The sequence below is a fragment of the Acinetobacter sp. CAU_H_S139_7 genome, from assembly GCF_058599305.1.
Genome location: NZ_CM178651.1, coordinates 3,446,252 through 3,466,716 on the forward strand (window position 1 = coordinate 3,446,252; position 20,465 = coordinate 3,466,716).

Genomic DNA, 20,465 nt, shown 5'->3' on the forward strand with positions numbered 1-20,465 from the left:
TTAAGTCTGGAAGTTGGTTTTATTGATCATGTCGATGATGTCATTCTCTGTAAATGACTGGCCTGTGACCACAATATTCACATTCACGGTATTCGCTATATTATGGATATTGATGGTATTACTACCTGTGGTCAGGCTGACATAATCACTTAATGTAACCACATCCTGATCCCAACCAAGTTGTACTAATAAGGCTTTGGCATTAATCTTGTCACCCTGAGCTTTGCTAAAGTCATTGATGGTATCAGTCTGGTTCACATTATCAGTTGCACCCCAAACAAAGGTATCAGCACCCAATCCACCGTTGAGGATATCATTACCTACCCCACCGATCAGGATGTCATTCCCTGCATCGCCATACAGTATATCGTTGCCGATCCCACCTTCCAGACGATCATTACCATTGCCACCATATAGCGTATCCTGACCTGAACCACCAATGAGTACATCATTGCCTTTACCGCCGTACAATGTATCGTTGGTCGCACCACCCAGCAGAATATCATCACGCTCTGTACCATTGAGTGTAGTACCAGCGACATGATAAATATCGGCTTTTGCATTGGTTAGAACACCAAGCTCATTCAAAGTATAGTCAAAGCCACCTGAAGATGGTCCAATTGCCCCTTTAGGTGCAGCAGATGTCCCGCCACCAGCAGTCGAAGTACCATTATCAATGGTCAGAGCAAGGTTATAGCTAGTTGAAGAAGAATTTGTGTTGGAGAGTTGCACATAATACTCACCAGTAGTCGTGGCAGTAAACCAGCCATCCGTAGTCTGACTAAAGCTCGTTGCAGTACCACTGGCATCCAGTACAGCTCGTGTAGTCGTACCTGAAACATTGGTATTCGATCCAGTCGTACCATCTACATCAATATAGATACGTTCACCTGCATAAAGATACACTTTTACCAAATCACGATCTGCACTCGAATAGAACGTACCATTAAAGACCTGAGTGTAACCATTAATACCACTATCGACAGCCCAGCCCGAGATGGTTTGACCTGTCTGATAAGCAGTAATGGTTGCTGCCGTTCCCGTCGTACCAAACAGGCTACGGTCACTAAAGTCCACAGCGAGTTCTTTAATGTTATTTTTTGGCAAGCCCGAAGTATCATTATTGTCCCACGCACTGTTATACCAATCTGCACTTTCTTTAATCACTCGAATTGTCTGTGCTGGAATACCTGTTACATTTGGAGTAAAGGTAATCGTATTTGTACCCGATACCGTACCATTCACGGCATTGCTACTGCTAGACAAGAACGTATTATTACTCACCAGATCATTGTGCATTAATGCAGCATCCGAGATAGATATCGCTGTACCATTTTGTACATTGGTAATAATCGTATCCCGATTAGCATCAACCTGTGCCTGATAGTTCAAGGTGATGTTTAAATTCATCGAAATAGCATCACCATCGCCATCCACTGCACCAATCTGGAAGCTTTCCATTTCACCCAGAATAGTCTTATTGACAATAATTTCATAGCGATATTCACCTGTGGTGAAATCAACCGTTAATGCACCACCTTTTTCGGTATGAATGACTTGAGTGTTCCCACCAGCAAGAGTATAAACCACGCCATCTACAGTAACACTTTCCAGATATCCACCATCTGCACCCAGTATCATCCCGCCAGTACTACCACTACCTGAAAGAATAGACACATTCCCCTGAACAATACCATCATCAATGCTGCTGAGTAGTGTATTGAGCAATTCTGTCGGACTGGAGATTGCAACTGCCTCATCATTCGTACCCGTACGTATCAATGGATCAATGGCACTGGTATCACTACCACCGATTCTTACCGCATACATTGCATCAACACTGTTGTTATTCAGGAAATTACGCCAGTTTGTACCAATAGTTTCATTAATATCCTGATCACTATCAGGAGCACCATCGGTAATAAAATACACAAAGTTTTTATCTGCTGCTGGTGGTGTACCCCACTCAGTCATAGTCTTATTAATTGCTGAACGATAAGCAGTTCCACCATCGGCCTGCTGTGTATTGACAAAGTTAATCGCACCCGTCGCAGAATCCACATACCACTGTGAAACCTCTTCCGAACCACTGCTACTAAAGCTAATCAGCTTGACATTGACATTGCCCAAAGTATCAACTTTGTCAATTAATTGTGCAATCGCCTGTTTTGCCAGCATCAAACGAATAGTATTCGGATCAAAACCAGCAGTCGCTGAGCCTATACCATTTCCATCCCACGCCATACTACCCGATACATCGAGGATAATGGTCAGATTATAGGTCTGCGGTGTTGCTGCCATACTCAAGGTCTGATTAAGATCCGTTGCAACGGGTGCATCATCTATAACATTGATGGTTAAATTTGTCGCAGCACTGCTCTGACCTGTTACTTGATCTTTGGCAATATAGCTGAATACCTTGATATCATCGGTACCCTGTGTTGTTGCCGCAGTCAGGGTATAGGTATAAGCACCTGTCAGCTTATTGACCACCAATGTGCCATCAGCATCAGTAATGGTAATCGTAGTGCCCGAAATAACTTTGTTTGGCGTACCACTTGCACCACTACTAAAGCTGATGTCATCAATCTGTGTTGTGTTGGTCACAGTATCGTTGCTAAACAGATTACCCGTCGTCGTATATTGGGTCTTGGTGCCCTGGAACGTGCCATTTGGCAGATGTGATTCGCGTACTGCCGCGGCATCAGGTAATACATTCAATCCTGTGGTGCCAATGGTCAGTTTTGCAGTTGCCAGACTACCATCACTATCTGATAGAGTATAAGTAAACTCATCAGTTGCATTCCCTGTAACCGCAGCCTCTGCACGCAGACCATTGACACGGAAATGGGCATTATTATTAGTCGAAGTAAAAGCAATATATTGATAATTGATATCCGTTGGCAAGCTGAACTCCAGTACACTACTTAATGGCGTACCCGAAACTGTACCTGTACCCACACGAGTACCACTGGCATCAAAGGCATACCATGTAATACGACCAGCTTCCGTTGCATTTGAAACATCAGTTAAAGTCACTACAGCATTCTTCGACAATGCACCTAAATCAAAAACGATATATTCACCATTTTCGACACGACTGATATTCTGCTGATTGGATGTAGTACCCGACAGTGTTGTTTCAACACCTAAACCATCATTGTTATTACCAGTAGTAGCATCAACCAAACGTACAATATTGGCAGTTGAGTTCGTTAAAGCATTAAGGTTGAGAGTTGTACCCGATATAGGTGAAGAACCATCAAAACCATACACATTTTTTACACCAGTCGTTGCATAGTCTTTCCATGCAGTGAGTGTTGGTGCGGTATCAGAACCATTTCTATCGACATATACATTTCTATACCCTGAAGTATAGGTGTATTCGCCATTACTCTGGATTTCAAGTTTACCGTCATCTGTTGTAATGGTGGTAATGCCTGATTGTGCTACCGTATAGTTCGTTCCACCAAAATTCACCGAAGTAATTCTATTTGGTGTATCCAGACTTGGTGTATCTACACTTGCAGAAGTGACAATACCATTTACTGTACCTGTAATCACATTACCTGTAACTGTGTCACCTATCGCAACACTTGCCGAATCATTCTGGGCAACTGGTGCAGTATCCGTAATCGTGATCTGCACCTGCGTCCAGCCAGATTCCAGCGTACCATCTGATGCCTTGTAGTAAAAACTATCCACATCCGCACCATCAGTATCCGTTACACCGTTGTTACCATGATTACGTATTGGGGCAACATAGCTAAATGTGCCATTACTATTCATGGTCACTGTACCACCTAAAACAGTCGTAATGGTATTGCTGCCATTTGCTGTTTGTGCACCTGTACCACTGGCATTGGTTGCAAACTGAGCAACAATTAAAGTATCACCATCAACATCACTATCATTGGTCAATACAGAAATATGAGACCCTGTTGTGCCCTCTACACCAGTGTAGTTGTCAGGTTGGGTGATTGGCGCATCATTCACTGGTGTCACAGTCAACGTTAAAGTACTAGTCACCGTAGCTGTACCATCAGAAACAGTATAAGTTGCTACGGGTACTGAGCCGTTGTAATTTGCCACTGGTACAAAACTATAGCTACCATCCGCATTGAGTTGTAGCGTACCTACACCTGCAATCGTCGCGGTTTGTCCTGCACTATAGACTGTGGCATCACCTGCAACTGTGAATTGGGTCACGCTCAATGGATCACCATCAACATCACTGTCGTTCGCCAACACACCATTGGCGGCATTCACCGTTAAGGTGCTGTCTTCTGCGGTGCTGTTGCTATCAGACTGTGCCACTGGTGCATCATTGGCTGGGGTGACACTTAAAGTCAAGGTGCTGGTGCTGGTGGTCGTGCCATCACTCACCGTATAGGTGGCGACTGGCACGTTGCCGTTGTAATTGGCCGCTGGGCTAAACACATAGCTACCATCCGCATTGAGTTGTAGCGTACCTACACCTGCAATCGTCGCGGTTTGTCCTGCACTATAGACTGTGGCATCACCTGCAACTGTGAATTGGGTCACGCTCAATGGATCACCATCAACATCACTGTCGTTCGCCAACACACCATTGGCGGCATTCACCGTTAAGGTGCTGTCTTCTGCGGTGCTGTTGCTATCAGACTGTGCCACTGGTGCATCATTGGCTGGGGTGACACTTAAAGTCAAGGTGCTGGTGCTGGTGGTCGTGCCATCACTCACCGTATAGGTGGCGACTGGCACGTTGCCGTTGTAATTGGCCGCTGGGCTAAACACATAGCTACCATCCGCATTGAGTTGTAGCGTACCTACACCTGCAATCGTCGCGGTTTGTCCTGCACTATAGACTGTGGCATCACCTGCAACTGTGAATTGGGTCACGCTCAATGGATCACCATCAACATCACTGTCGTTCGCCAACACACCATTGGCGGCATTCACCGTTAAGGTGCTGTCTTCTGCGGTGCTGTTGCTATCAGACTGTGCCACTGGTGCATCATTGGCTGGGGTGACACTTAAAGTCAAGGTGCTGGTGCTGGTGGTCGTGCCATCACTCACCGTATAGGTGGCGACTGGCACGTTGCCGTTGTAATTGGCCGCTGGGCTAAACACATAGCTACCATCCGCATTGAGTTGTAGCGTACCTACACCTGCAATCGTCGCGGTTTGTCCTGCACTATAGACTGTGGCATCACCTGCAACTGTGAATTGGGTCACGCTCAATGGATCACCATCAACATCACTGTCGTTCGCCAACACACCATTGGCGGCATTCACCGTTAAGGTGCTGTCTTCTGCGGTGCTGTTGCTATCAGACTGTGCCACTGGTGCATCATTGGCTGGGGTGACACTTAAAGTCAAGGTGCTGGTGCTGGTGGTCGTGCCATCACTCACCGTATAGGTGGCGACTGGCACGTTGCCGTTGTAATTGGCCGCTGGGCTAAACACATAGCTACCATCCGCATTGAGTTGTAGCGTACCTACACCTGCAATCGTCGCGGTTTGTCCTGCACTATAGACTGTGGCATCACCTGCAACTGTGAATTGGGTCACGCTCAATGGATCACCATCAACATCACTGTCGTTCGCCAACACACCATTGGCGGCATTCACCGTTAAGGTGCTGTCTTCTGCGGTGCTGTTGCTATCAGACTGTGCCACTGGTGCATCATTGGCTGGGGTGACACTTAAAGTCAAGGTGCTGGTGCTGGTGGTCGTGCCATCACTCACCGTATAGGTGGCGACTGGCACGTTGCCGTTGTAATTGGCCGCTGGGCTAAACACATAGCTACCATCCGCATTGAGTTGTAGCGTACCTACACCTGCAATCGTCGCGGTTTGTCCTGCACTATAGACTGTGGCATCACCTGCAACTGTGAATTGGGTCACGCTCAATGGATCACCATCAACATCACTGTCGTTCGCCAACACACCATTGGCGGCATTCACCGTTAAGGTGCTGTCTTCTGCGGTGCTGTTGCTATCAGACTGTGCCACTGGTGCATCATTGGCTGGGGTGACACTTAAAGTCAAGGTGCTGGTGCTGGTGGTCGTGCCATCACTCACCGTATAGGTGGCGACTGGCACGTTGCCGTTGTAATTGGCCGCTGGGCTAAACACATAGCTACCATCCGCATTGAGTTGTAGCGTACCTACACCTGCAATCGTCGCGGTTTGTCCTGCACTATAGACTGTGGCATCACCTGCAACTGTGAATTGGGTCACGCTCAATGGATCACCATCAACATCACTGTCGTTCGCCAACACACCATTGGCGGCATTCACCGTTAAGGTGCTGTCTTCTGCGGTGCTGTTGCTATCAGACTGTGCCACTGGTGCATCATTGGCTGGGGTGACACTTAAAGTCAAGGTGCTGGTGCTGGTGGTCGTGCCATCACTCACCGTATAGGTGGCGACTGGCACGTTGCCGTTGTAATTGGCCGCTGGGCTAAACACATAGCTACCATCCGCATTGAGTTGTAGCGTACCTACACCTGCAATCGTCGCGGTTTGTCCTGCACTATAGACTGTGGCATCACCTGCAACTGTGAATTGGGTCACGCTCAATGGATCACCATCAACATCACTGTCGTTCGCCAACACACCATTGGCGGCATTCACCGTTAAGGTGCTGTCTTCTGCGGTGCTGTTGCTATCAGACTGTGCCACTGGTGCATCATTGGCTGGGGTGACACTTAAAGTCAAGGTGCTGGTGCTGGTGGTCGTGCCATCACTCACCGTATAGGTGGCGACTGGCACGTTGCCGTTGTAATTGGCCGCTGGGCTAAACACATAGCTACCATCCGCATTGAGTTGTAGCGTACCTACACCTGCAATCGTCGCGGTTTGTCCTGCACTATAGACTGTGGCATCACCTGCAACTGTGAATTGGGTCACGCTCAATGGATCACCATCAACATCACTGTCGTTCGCCAACACACCATTGGCGGCATTCACCGTTAAGGTGCTGTCTTCTGCGGTGCTGTTGCTATCAGACTGTGCCACTGGTGCATCATTGGCTGGGGTGACACTTAAAGTCAAGGTGCTGGTGCTGGTGGTCGTGCCATCACTCACCGTATAGGTGGCGACTGGCACGTTGCCGTTGTAATTGGCCGCTGGGCTAAACACATAGCTACCATCCGCATTGAGTTGTAGCGTACCTACACCTGCAATCGTCGCGGTTTGTCCTGCACTATAGACTGTGGCATCACCTGCAACTGTGAATTGGGTCACGCTCAATGGATCACCATCAACATCACTGTCGTTCGCCAACACACCATTGGCGGCATTCACCGTTAAGGTGCTGTCTTCTGCGGTGCTGTTGCTATCAGACTGTGCCACTGGTGCATCATTGGCTGGGGTGACACTTAAAGTCAAGGTGCTGGTGCTGGTGGTCGTGCCATCACTCACCGTATAGGTGGCGACTGGCACGTTGCCGTTGTAATTGGCCGCTGGGCTAAACACATAGCTACCATCCGCATTGAGTTGTAGCGTACCTACACCTGCAATCGTCGCGGTTTGTCCTGCACTATAGACTGTGGCATCACCTGCAACTGTGAATTGGGTCACGCTCAATGGATCACCATCAACATCACTGTCGTTCGCCAACACACCATTGGCGGCATTCACCGTTAAGGTGCTGTCTTCTGCGGTGCTGTTGCTATCAGACTGTGCCACTGGTGCATCATTGGCTGGGGTGACACTTAAAGTCAAGGTGCTGGTGCTGGTGGTCGTGCCATCACTCACCGTATAGGTGGCGACTGGCACGTTGCCGTTGTAATTGGCCGCTGGGCTAAACACATAGCTACCATCCGCATTGAGTTGTAGCGTACCTACACCTGCAATCGTCGCGGTTTGTCCTGCACTATAGACTGTGGCATCACCTGCAACTGTGAATTGGGTCACGCTCAATGGATCACCATCAACATCACTGTCGTTCGCCAACACACCATTGGCGGCATTCACCGTTAAGGTGCTGTCTTCTGCGGTGCTGTTGCTATCAGACTGTGCCACTGGTGCATCATTGGCTGGGGTGACACTTAAAGTCAAGGTGCTGGTGCTGGTGGTCGTGCCATCACTCACCGTATAGGTGGCGACTGGCACGTTGCCGTTGTAATTGGCCGCTGGGCTAAACACATAGCTACCATCCGCATTGAGTTGTAGCGTACCTACACCTGCAATCGTCGCGGTTTGTCCTGCACTATAGACTGTGGCATCACCTGCAACTGTGAATTGGGTCACGCTCAATGGATCACCATCAACATCACTGTCGTTCGCCAACACACCATTGGCGGCATTCACCGTTAAGGTGCTGTCTTCTGCGGTGCTGTTGCTATCAGACTGTGCCACTGGTGCATCATTGGCTGGGGTGACACTTAAAGTCAAGGTGCTGGTGCTGGTGGTCGTGCCATCACTCACCGTATAGGTGGCGACTGGCACGTTGCCGTTGTAATTGGCCGCTGGGCTAAACACATAGCTACCATCCGCATTGAGTTGTAGCGTACCTACACCTGCAATCGTCGCGGTTTGTCCTGCACTATAGACTGTGGCATCACCTGCAACTGTGAATTGGGTCACGCTCAATGGATCACCATCAACATCACTGTCGTTCGCCAACACACCATTGGCGGCATTCACCGTTAAGGTGCTGTCTTCTGCGGTGCTGTTGCTATCAGACTGTGCCACTGGTGCATCATTGGCTGGGGTGACACTTAAAGTCAAGGTGCTGGTGCTGGTGGTCGTGCCATCACTCACCGTATAGGTGGCGACTGGCACGTTGCCGTTGTAATTGGCCGCTGGGCTAAACACATAGCTACCATCCGCATTGAGTTGTAGCGTACCTACACCTGCAATCGTCGCGGTTTGTCCTGCACTATAGACTGTGGCATCACCTGCAACTGTGAATTGGGTCACGCTCAATGGATCACCATCAACATCACTGTCGTTCGCCAACACACCATTGGCGGCATTCACCGTTAAGGTGCTGTCTTCTGCGGTGCTGTTGCTATCAGACTGTGCCACTGGTGCATCATTGGCTGGGGTGACACTTAAAGTCAAGGTGCTGGTGCTGGTGGTCGTGCCATCACTCACCGTATAGGTGGCGACTGGCACGTTGCCGTTGTAATTGGCCGCTGGGCTAAACACATAGCTACCATCCGCATTGAGTTGTAGCGTACCTACACCTGCAATCGTCGCGGTTTGTCCTGCACTATAGACTGTGGCATCACCTGCAACTGTGAATTGGGTCACGCTCAATGGATCACCATCAACATCACTGTCGTTCGCCAACACACCATTGGCGGCATTCACCGTTAAGGTGCTGTCTTCTGCGGTGCTGTTGCTATCAGACTGTGCCACTGGTGCATCATTGGCTGGGGTGACACTTAAAGTCAAGGTGCTGGTGCTGGTGGTCGTGCCATCACTCACCGTATAGGTGGCGACTGGCACGTTGCCGTTGTAATTGGCCGCTGGGCTAAACACATAGCTACCATCCGCATTGAGTTGTAGCGTACCTACACCTGCAATCGTCGCGGTTTGTCCTGCACTATAGACTGTGGCATCACCTGCAACTGTGAATTGGGTCACGCTCAATGGATCACCATCAACATCACTGTCGTTCGCCAACACACCATTGGCGGCATTCACCGTTAAGGTGCTGTCTTCTGCGGTGCTGTTGCTATCAGACTGTGCCACTGGTGCATCATTGGCTGGGGTGACACTTAAAGTCAAGGTGCTGGTGCTGGTGGTCGTGCCATCACTCACCGTATAGGTGGCGACTGGCACGTTGCCGTTGTAATTGGCCGCTGGGCTAAACACATAGCTACCATCCGCATTGAGTTGTAGCGTACCTACACCTGCAATCGTCGCGGTTTGTCCTGCACTATAGACTGTGGCATCACCTGCAACTGTGAATTGGGTCACGCTCAATGGATCACCATCAACATCACTGTCGTTCGCCAACACACCATTGGCGGCATTCACCGTTAAGGTGCTGTCTTCTGCGGTGCTGTTGCTATCAGACTGTGCCACTGGTGCATCATTGGCTGGGGTGACACTTAAAGTCAAGGTGCTGGTGCTGGTGGTCGTGCCATCACTCACCGTATAGGTGGCGACTGGCACGTTGCCGTTGTAATTGGCCGCTGGGCTAAACACATAGCTACCATCCGCATTGAGTTGTAGCGTACCTACACCTGCAATCGTCGCGGTTTGTCCTGCACTATAGACTGTGGCATCACCTGCAACTGTGAATTGGGTCACGCTCAATGGATCACCATCAACATCACTGTCGTTCGCCAACACACCATTGGCGGCATTCACCGTTAAGGTGCTGTCTTCTGCGGTGCTGTTGCTATCAGACTGTGCCACTGGTGCATCATTGGCTGGGGTGACACTTAAAGTCAAGGTGCTGGTGCTGGTGGTCGTGCCATCACTCACCGTATAGGTGGCGACTGGCACGTTGCCGTTGTAATTGGCCGCTGGGCTAAACACATAGCTACCATCCGCATTGAGTTGTAGCGTACCTACACCTGCAATCGTCGCGGTTTGTCCTGCACTATAGACTGTGGCATCACCTGCAACTGTGAATTGGGTCACGCTCAATGGATCACCATCAACATCACTGTCGTTCGCCAACACACCATTGGCGGCATTCACCGTTAAGGTGCTGTCTTCTGCGGTGCTGTTGCTATCAGACTGTGCCACTGGTGCATCATTGGCTGGGGTGACACTTAAAGTCAAGGTGCTGGTGCTGGTGGTCGTGCCATCACTCACCGTATAGGTGGCGACTGGCACGTTGCCGTTGTAATTGGCCGCTGGGCTAAACACATAGCTACCATCCGCATTGAGTTGTAGCGTACCTACACCTGCAATCGTCGCGGTTTGTCCTGCACTATAGACTGTGGCATCACCTGCAACTGTGAATTGGGTCACGCTCAATGGATCACCATCAACATCACTGTCGTTCGCCAACACACCATTGGCGGCATTCACCGTTAAGGTGCTGTCTTCTGCGGTGCTGTTGCTATCAGACTGTGCCACTGGTGCATCATTGGCTGGGGTGACACTTAAAGTCAAGGTGCTGGTGCTGGTGGTCGTGCCATCACTCACCGTATAGGTGGCGACTGGCACGTTGCCGTTGTAATTGGCCGCTGGGCTAAACACATAGCTACCATCCGCATTGAGTTGTAGCGTACCTACACCTGCAATCGTCGCGGTTTGTCCTGCACTATAGACTGTGGCATCACCTGCAACTGTGAATTGGGTCACGCTCAATGGATCACCATCAACATCACTGTCGTTCGCCAACACACCATTGGCGGCATTCACCGTTAAGGTGCTGTCTTCTGCGGTGCTGTTGCTATCAGACTGTGCCACTGGTGCATCATTGGCTGGGGTGACACTTAAAGTCAAGGTGCTGGTGCTGGTGGTCGTGCCATCACTCACCGTATAGGTGGCGACTGGCACGTTGCCGTTGTAATTGGCCGCTGGGCTAAACACATAGCTACCATCCGCATTGAGTTGTAGCGTACCTACACCTGCAATCGTCGCGGTTTGTCCTGCACTATAGACTGTGGCATCACCTGCAACTGTGAATTGGGTCACGCTCAATGGATCACCATCAACATCACTGTCGTTCGCCAACACACCATTGGCGGCATTCACCGTTAAGGTGCTGTCTTCTGCGGTGCTGTTGCTATCAGACTGTGCCACTGGTGCATCATTGGCTGGGGTGACACTTAAAGTCAAGGTGCTGGTGCTGGTGGTCGTGCCATCACTCACCGTATAGGTGGCGACTGGCACGTTGCCGTTGTAATTGGCCGCTGGGCTAAACACATAGCTACCATCCGCATTGAGTTGTAGCGTACCTACACCTGCAATCGTCGCGGTTTGTCCTGCACTATAGACTGTGGCATCACCTGCAACTGTGAATTGGGTCACGCTCAATGGATCACCATCAACATCACTGTCGTTCGCCAACACACCATTGGCGGCATTCACCGTTAAGGTGCTGTCTTCTGCGGTGCTGTTGCTATCAGACTGTGCCACTGGTGCATCATTGGCTGGGGTGACACTTAAAGTCAAGGTGCTGGTGCTGGTGGTCGTGCCATCACTCACCGTATAGGTGGCGACTGGCACGTTGCCGTTGTAATTGGCCGCTGGGCTAAACACATAGCTACCATCCGCATTGAGTTGTAGCGTACCTACACCTGCAATCGTCGCGGTTTGTCCTGCACTATAGACTGTGGCATCACCTGCAACTGTGAATTGGGTCACGCTCAATGGATCACCATCAACATCACTGTCGTTCGCCAACACACCATTGGCGGCATTCACCGTTAAGGTGCTGTCTTCTGCGGTGCTGTTGCTATCAGACTGTGCCACTGGTGCATCATTGGCTGGGGTGACACTTAAAGTCAAGGTGCTGGTGCTGGTGGTCGTGCCATCACTCACCGTATAGGTGGCGACTGGCACGTTGCCGTTGTAATTGGCCGCTGGGCTAAACACATAGCTACCATCCGCATTGAGTTGTAGCGTACCTACACCTGCAATCGTCGCGGTTTGTCCTGCACTATAGACTGTGGCATCACCTGCAACTGTGAATTGGGTCACGCTCAATGGATCACCATCAACATCACTGTCGTTCGCCAACACACCATTGGCGGCATTCACCGTTAAGGTGCTGTCTTCTGCGGTGCTGTTGCTATCAGACTGTGCCACTGGTGCATCATTGGCTGGGGTGACACTTAAAGTCAAGGTGCTGGTGCTGGTGGTCGTGCCATCACTCACCGTATAGGTGGCGACTGGCACGTTGCCGTTGTAATTGGCCGCTGGGCTAAACACATAGCTACCATCCGCATTGAGTTGTAGCGTACCTACACCTGCAATCGTCGCGGTTTGTCCTGCACTATAGACTGTGGCATCACCTGCAACTGTGAATTGGGTCACGCTCAATGGATCACCATCAACATCACTGTCGTTCGCCAACACACCATTGGCGGCATTCACCGTTAAGGTGCTGTCTTCTGCGGTGCTGTTGCTATCAGACTGTGCCACTGGTGCATCATTGGCTGGGGTGACACTTAAAGTCAAGGTGCTGGTGCTGGTGGTCGTGCCATCACTCACCGTATAGGTGGCGACTGGCACGTTGCCGTTGTAATTGGCCGCTGGGCTAAACACATAGCTACCATCCGCATTGAGTTGTAGCGTACCTACACCTGCAATCGTCGCGGTTTGTCCTGCACTATAGACTGTGGCATCACCTGCAACTGTGAATTGGGTCACGCTCAATGGATCACCATCAACATCACTGTCGTTCGCCAACACACCATTGGCGGCATTCACCGTTAAGGTGCTGTCTTCTGCGGTGCTGTTGCTATCAGACTGTGCCACTGGTGCATCATTGGCTGGGGTGACACTTAAAGTCAAGGTGCTGGTGCTGGTGGTCGTGCCATCACTCACCGTATAGGTGGCGACTGGCACGTTGCCGTTGTAATTGGCCGCTGGGCTAAACACATAGCTACCATCCGCATTGAGTTGTAGCGTACCTACACCTGCAATCGTCGCGGTTTGTCCTGCACTATAGACTGTGGCATCACCTGCAACTGTGAATTGGGTCACGCTCAATGGATCACCATCAACATCACTGTCGTTCGCCAACACACCATTGGCGGCATTCACCGTTAAGGTGCTGTCTTCTGCGGTGCTGTTGCTATCAGACTGTGCCACTGGTGCATCATTGGCTGGGGTGACACTTAAAGTCAAGGTGCTGGTGCTGGTGGTCGTGCCATCACTCACCGTATAGGTGGCGACTGGCACGTTGCCGTTGTAATTGGCCGCTGGGCTAAACACATAGCTACCATCCGCATTGAGTTGTAGCGTACCTACACCTGCAATCGTCGCGGTTTGTCCTGCACTATAGACTGTGGCATCACCTGCAACTGTGAATTGGGTCACGCTCAATGGATCACCATCAACATCACTGTCGTTCGCCAACACACCATTGGCGGCATTCACCGTTAAGGTGCTGTCTTCTGCGGTGCTGTTGCTATCAGACTGTGCCACTGGTGCATCATTGGCTGGGGTGACACTTAAAGTCAAGGTGCTGGTGCTGGTGGTCGTGCCATCACTCACCGTATAGGTGGCGACTGGCACGTTGCCGTTGTAATTGGCCGCTGGGCTAAACACATAGCTACCATCCGCATTGAGTTGTAGCGTACCTACACCTGCAATCGTCGCGGTTTGTCCTGCACTATAGACTGTGGCATCACCTGCAACTGTGAATTGGGTCACGCTCAATGGATCACCATCAACATCACTGTCGTTCGCCAACACACCATTGGCGGCATTCACCGTTAAGGTGCTGTCTTCTGCGGTGCTGTTGCTATCAGACTGTGCCACTGGTGCATCATTGGCTGGGGTGACACTTAAAGTCAAGGTGCTGGTGCTGGTGGTCGTGCCATCACTCACCGTATAGGTGGCGACTGGCACGTTGCCGTTGTAATTGGCCGCTGGGCTAAACACATAGCTACCATCCGCATTGAGTTGTAGCGTACCTACACCTGCAATCGTCGCGGTTTGTCCTGCACTATAGACTGTGGCATCACCTGCAACTGTGAATTGGGTCACGCTCAATGGATCACCATCAACATCACTGTCGTTCGCCAACACACCATTGGCGGCATTCACCGTTAAGGTGCTGTCTTCTGCGGTGCTGTTGCTATCAGACTGTGCCACTGGTGCATCATTGGCTGGGGTGACACTTAAAGTCAAGGTGCTGGTGCTGGTGGTCGTGCCATCACTCACCGTATAGGTGGCGACTGGCACGTTGCCGTTGTAATTGGCCGCTGGGCTAAACACATAGCTACCATCCGCATTGAGTTGTAGCGTACCTACACCTGCAATCGTCGCGGTTTGTCCTGCACTATAGACTGTGGCATCACCTGCAACTGTGAATTGGGTCACGCTCAATGGATCACCATCAACATCACTGTCGTTCGCCAACACACCATTGGCGGCATTCACCGTTAAGGTGCTGTCTTCTGCGGTGCTGTTGCTATCAGACTGTGCCACTGGTGCATCATTGGCTGGGGTGACACTTAAAGTCAAGGTGCTGGTGCTGGTGGTCGTGCCATCACTCACCGTATAGGTGGCGACTGGCACGTTGCCGTTGTAATTGGCCGCTGGGCTAAACACATAGCTACCATCCGCATTGAGTTGTAGCGTACCTACACCTGCAATCGTCGCGGTTTGTCCTGCACTATAGACTGTGGCATCACCTGCAACTGTGAATTGGGTCACGCTCAATGGATCACCATCAACATCACTGTCGTTCGCCAACACACCATTGGCGGCATTCACCGTTAAGGTGCTGTCTTCTGCGGTGCTGTTGCTATCAGACTGTGCCACTGGTGCATCATTGGCTGGGGTGACACTTAAAGTCAAGGTGCTGGTGCTGGTGGTCGTGCCATCACTCACCGTATAGGTGGCGACTGGCACGTTGCCGTTGTAATTGGCCGCTGGGCTAAACACATAGCTACCATCCGCATTGAGTTGTAGCGTACCTACACCTGCAATCGTCGCGGTTTGTCCTGCACTATAGACTGTGGCATCACCTGCAACTGTGAATTGGGTCACGCTCAATGGATCACCATCAACATCACTGTCGTTCGCCAACACACCATTGGCGGCATTCACCGTTAAGGTGCTGTCTTCTGCGGTGCTGTTGCTATCAGACTGTGCCACTGGTGCATCATTGGCTGGGGTGACACTTAAAGTCAAGGTGCTGGTGCTGGTGGTCGTGCCATCACTCACCGTATAGGTGGCGACTGGCACGTTGCCGTTGTAATTGGCCGCTGGGCTAAACACATAGCTACCATCCGCATTGAGTTGTAGCGTACCTACACCTGCAATCGTCGCGGTTTGTCCTGCACTATAGACTGTGGCATCACCTGCAACTGTGAATTGGGTCACGCTCAATGGATCACCATCAACATCACTGTCGTTCGCCAACACACCATTGGCGGCATTCACCGTTAAGGTGCTGTCTTCTGCGGTGCTGTTGCTATCAGACTGTGCCACTGGTGCATCATTGGCTGGGGTGACACTTAAAGTCAAGGTGCTGGTGCTGGTGGTCGTGCCATCACTCACCGTATAGGTGGCGACTGGCACGTTGCCGTTGTAATTGGCCGCTGGGCTAAACACATAGCTACCATCCGCATTGAGTTGTAGCGTACCTACACCTGCAATCGTCGCGGTTTGTCCTGCACTATAGACTGTGGCATCACCTGCAACTGTGAATTGGGTCACGCTCAATGGATCACCATCAACATCACTGTCGTTCGCCAACACACCATTGGCGGCATTCACCGTTAAGGTGCTGTCTTCTGCGGTGCTGTTGCTATCAGACTGTGCCACTGGTGCATCATTGGCTGGGGTGACACTTAAAGTCAAGGTGCTGGTGCTGGTGGTCGTGCCATCACTCACCGTATAGGTGGCGACTGGCACGTTGCCGTTGTAATTGGCCGCTGGGCTAAACACATAGCTACCATCCGCATTGAGTTGTAGCGTACCTACACCTGCAATCGTCGCGGTTTGTCCTGCACTATAGACTGTGGCATCACCTGCAACTGTGAATTGGGTCACGCTCAATGGATCACCATCAACATCACTGTCGTTCGCCAACACACCATTGGCGGCATTCACCGTTAAGGTGCTGTCTTCTGCGGTGCTGTTGCTATCAGACTGTGCCACTGGTGCATCATTGGCTGGGGTGACACTTAAAGTCAAGGTGCTGGTGCTGGTGGTCGTGCCATCACTCACCGTATAGGTGGCGACTGGCACGTTGCCGTTGTAATTGGCCGCTGGGCTAAACACATAGCTACCATCCGCATTGAGTTGTAGCGTACCTACACCTGCAATCGTCGCGGTTTGTCCTGCACTATAGACTGTGGCATCACCTGCAACTGTGAATTGGGTCACGCTCAATGGATCACCATCAACATCACTGTCGTTCGCCAACACACCATTGGCGGCATTCACCGTTAAGGTGCTGTCTTCTGCGGTGCTGTTGCTATCAGACTGTGCCACTGGTGCATCATTGGCTGGGGTGACACTTAAAGTCAAGGTGCTGGTGCTGGTGGTCGTGCCATCACTCACCGTATAGGTGGCGACTGGCACGTTGCCGTTGTAATTGGCCGCTGGGCTAAACACATAGCTACCATCCGCATTGAGTTGTAGCGTACCTACACCTGCAATCGTCGCGGTTTGTCCTGCACTATAGACTGTGGCATCACCTGCAACTGTGAATTGGGTCACGCTCAATGGATCACCATCAACATCACTGTCGTTCGCCAACACACCATTGGCGGCATTCACCGTTAAGGTGCTGTCTTCTGCGGTGCTGTTGCTATCAGACTGTGCCACTGGTGCATCATTGGCTGGGGTGACACTTAAAGTCAAGGTGCTGGTGCTGGTGGTCGTGCCATCACTCACCGTATAGGTGGCGACTGGCACGTTGCCGTTGTAATTGGCCGCTGGGCTAAACACATAGCTACCATCCGCATTGAGTTGTAGCGTACCTACACCTGCAATCGTCGCGGTTTGTCCTGCACTATAGACTGTGGCATCACCTGCAACTGTGAATTGGGTCACGCTCAATGGATCACCATCAACATCACTGTCGTTCGCCAACACACCATTGGCGGCATTCACCGTTAAGGTGCTGTCTTCTGCGGTGCTGTTGCTATCAGACTGTGCCACTGGTGCATCATTGGCTGGGGTGACACTTAAAGTCAAGGTGCTGGTGCTGGTGGTCGTGCCATCACTCACCGTATAGGTGGCGACTGGCACGTTGCCGTTGTAATTGGCCGCTGGGCTAAACACATAGCTACCATCCGCATTGAGTTGTAGCGTACCTACACCTGCAATCGTCGCGGTTTGTCCTGCACTATAGACTGTGGCATCACCTGCAACTGTGAATTGGGTCACGCTCAATGGATCACCATCAACATCACTGTCGTTCGCCAACACACCATTGGCGGCATTCACCGTTAAGGTGCTGTCTTCTGCGGTGCTGTTGCTATCAGACTGTGCCACTGGTGCATCATTGGCTGGGGTGACACTTAAAGTCAAGGTGCTGGTGCTGGTGGTCGTGCCATCACTCACCGTATAGGTGGCGACTGGCACGTTGCCGTTGTAATTGGCCGCTGGGCTAAACACATAGCTACCATCCGCATTGAGTTGTAGCGTACCTACACCTGCAATCGTCGCGGTTTGTCCTGCACTATAGACTGTGGCATCACCTGCAACTGTGAATTGGGTCACGCTCAATGGATCACCATCAACATCACTGTCGTTCGCCAACACACCATTGGCGGCATTCACCGTTAAGGTGCTGTCTTCTGCGGTGCTGTTGCTATCAGACTGTGCCACTGGTGCATCATTGGCTGGGGTGACACTTAAAGTCAAGGTGCTGGTGCTGGTGGTCGTGCCATCACTCACCGTATAGGTGGCGACTGGCACGTTGCCGTTGTAATTGGCCGCTGGGCTAAACACATAGCTACCATCCGCATTGAGTTGTAGCGTACCTACACCTGCAATCGTCGCGGTTTGTCCTGCACTATAGACTGTGGCATCACCTGCAACTGTGAATTGGGTCACGCTCAATGGATCACCATCAACATCACTGTCGTTCGCCAACACACCATTGGCGGCATTCACCGTTAAGGTGCTGTCTTCTGCGGTGCTGTTGCTATCAGACTGTGCCACTGGTGCATCATTGGCTGGGGTGACACTTAAAGTCAAGGTGCTGGTGCTGGTGGTCGTGCCATCACTCACCGTATAGGTGGCGACTGGCACGTTGCCGTTGTAATTGGCCGCTGGGCTAAACACATAGCTACCATCCGCATTGAGTTGTAGCGTACCTACACCTGCAATCGTCGCGGTTTGTCCTGCACTATAGACTGTGGCATCACCTGCAACTGTGAATTGGGTCACGCTCAATGGATCACCATCAACATCACTGTCGTTCGCCAACACACCATTGGCGGCATTCACCGTTAAGGTGCTGTCTTCTGCGGTGCTGTTGCTATCAGACTGTGCCACTGGTGCATCATTGGCTGGGGTGACACTTAAAGTCAAGGTGCTGGTGCTGGTGGTCGTGCCATCACTCACCGTATAGGTGGCGACTGGCACGTTGCCGTTGTAATTGGCCGCTGGGCTAAACACATAGCTACCATCCGCATTGAGTTGTAGCGTACCTACACCTGCAATCGTCGCGGTTTGTCCTGCACTATAGACTGTGGCATCACCTGCAACTGTGAATTGGGTCACGCTCAATGGATCACCATCAACATCACTGTCGTTCGCCAACACACCATTGGCGGCATTCACCGTTAAGGTGCTGTCTTCTGCGGTGCTGTTGCTATCAGACTGTGCCACTGGTGCATCATTGGCTGGGGTGACACTTAAAGTCAAGGTGCTGGTGCTGGTGGTCGTGCCATCACTCACCGTATAGGTGGCGACTGGCACGTTGCCGTTGTAATTGGCCGCTGGGCTAAACACATAGCTACCATCCGCATTGAGTTGTAGCGTACCTACACCTGCAATCGTCGCGGTTTGTCCTGCACTATAGACTGTGGCATCACCTGCAACTGTGAATTGGGTCACGCTCAATGGATCACCATCAACATCACTGTCGTTCGCCAACACACCATTGGCGGCATTCACCGTTAAGGTGCTGTCTTCTGCGGTGCTGTTGCTATCAGACTGTGCCACTGGTGCATCATTGGCTGGGGTGACACTTAAAGTCAAGGTGCTGGTGCTGGTGGTCGTGCCATCACTCACCGTATAGGTGGCGACTGGCACGTTGCCGTTGTAATTGGCCGCTGGGCTAAACACATAGCTACCATCCGCATTGAGTTGTAGCGTACCTACACCTGCAATCGTCGCGGTTTGTCCTGCACTATAGACTGTGGCATCACCTGCAACTGTGAATTGGGTCACGCTCAATGGATCACCATCAACATCACTGTCGTTCGCCAACACACCATTGGCGGCATTCACCGTTAAGGTGCTGTCTTCTGCGGTGCTGTTGCTATCAGACTGTGCCACTGGTGCATCATTGGCTGGGGTGACACTTAAAGTCAAGGTGCTGGTGCTGGTGGTCGTGCCATCACTCACCGTATAGGTGGCGACTGGCACGTTGCCGTTGTAATTGGCCGCTGGGCTAAACACATAGCTACCATCCGCATTGAGTTGTAGCGTACCTACACCTGCAATCGTCGCGGTTTGTCCTGCACTATAGACTGTGGCATCACCTGCAACTGTGAATTGGGTCACGCTCAATGGATCACCATCAACATCACTGTCGTTCGCCAACACACCATTGGCGGCATTCACCGTTAAGGTGCTGTCTTCTGCGGTGCTGTTGCTATCAGACTGTGCCACTGGTGCATCATTGGCTGGGG

At 51.2% G+C, this 20,465-nt stretch carries 1 protein-coding gene (cut by a window edge); it reads right to left on the bottom strand.

Annotated elements, in window-relative coordinates; genetic code table 11:
- Positions 1 to 20,465: the 3' portion of a cadherin-like domain-containing protein gene (locus AC4MC0_RS16750; RefSeq protein WP_491887162.1), read on the bottom strand. Its footprint extends 13,063 nt past the window's final position; 20,465 of the gene's 33,528 nt are visible here — the last part of the coding sequence; its start codon lies off the right edge, out of view; it ends in the stop codon at positions 1 to 3.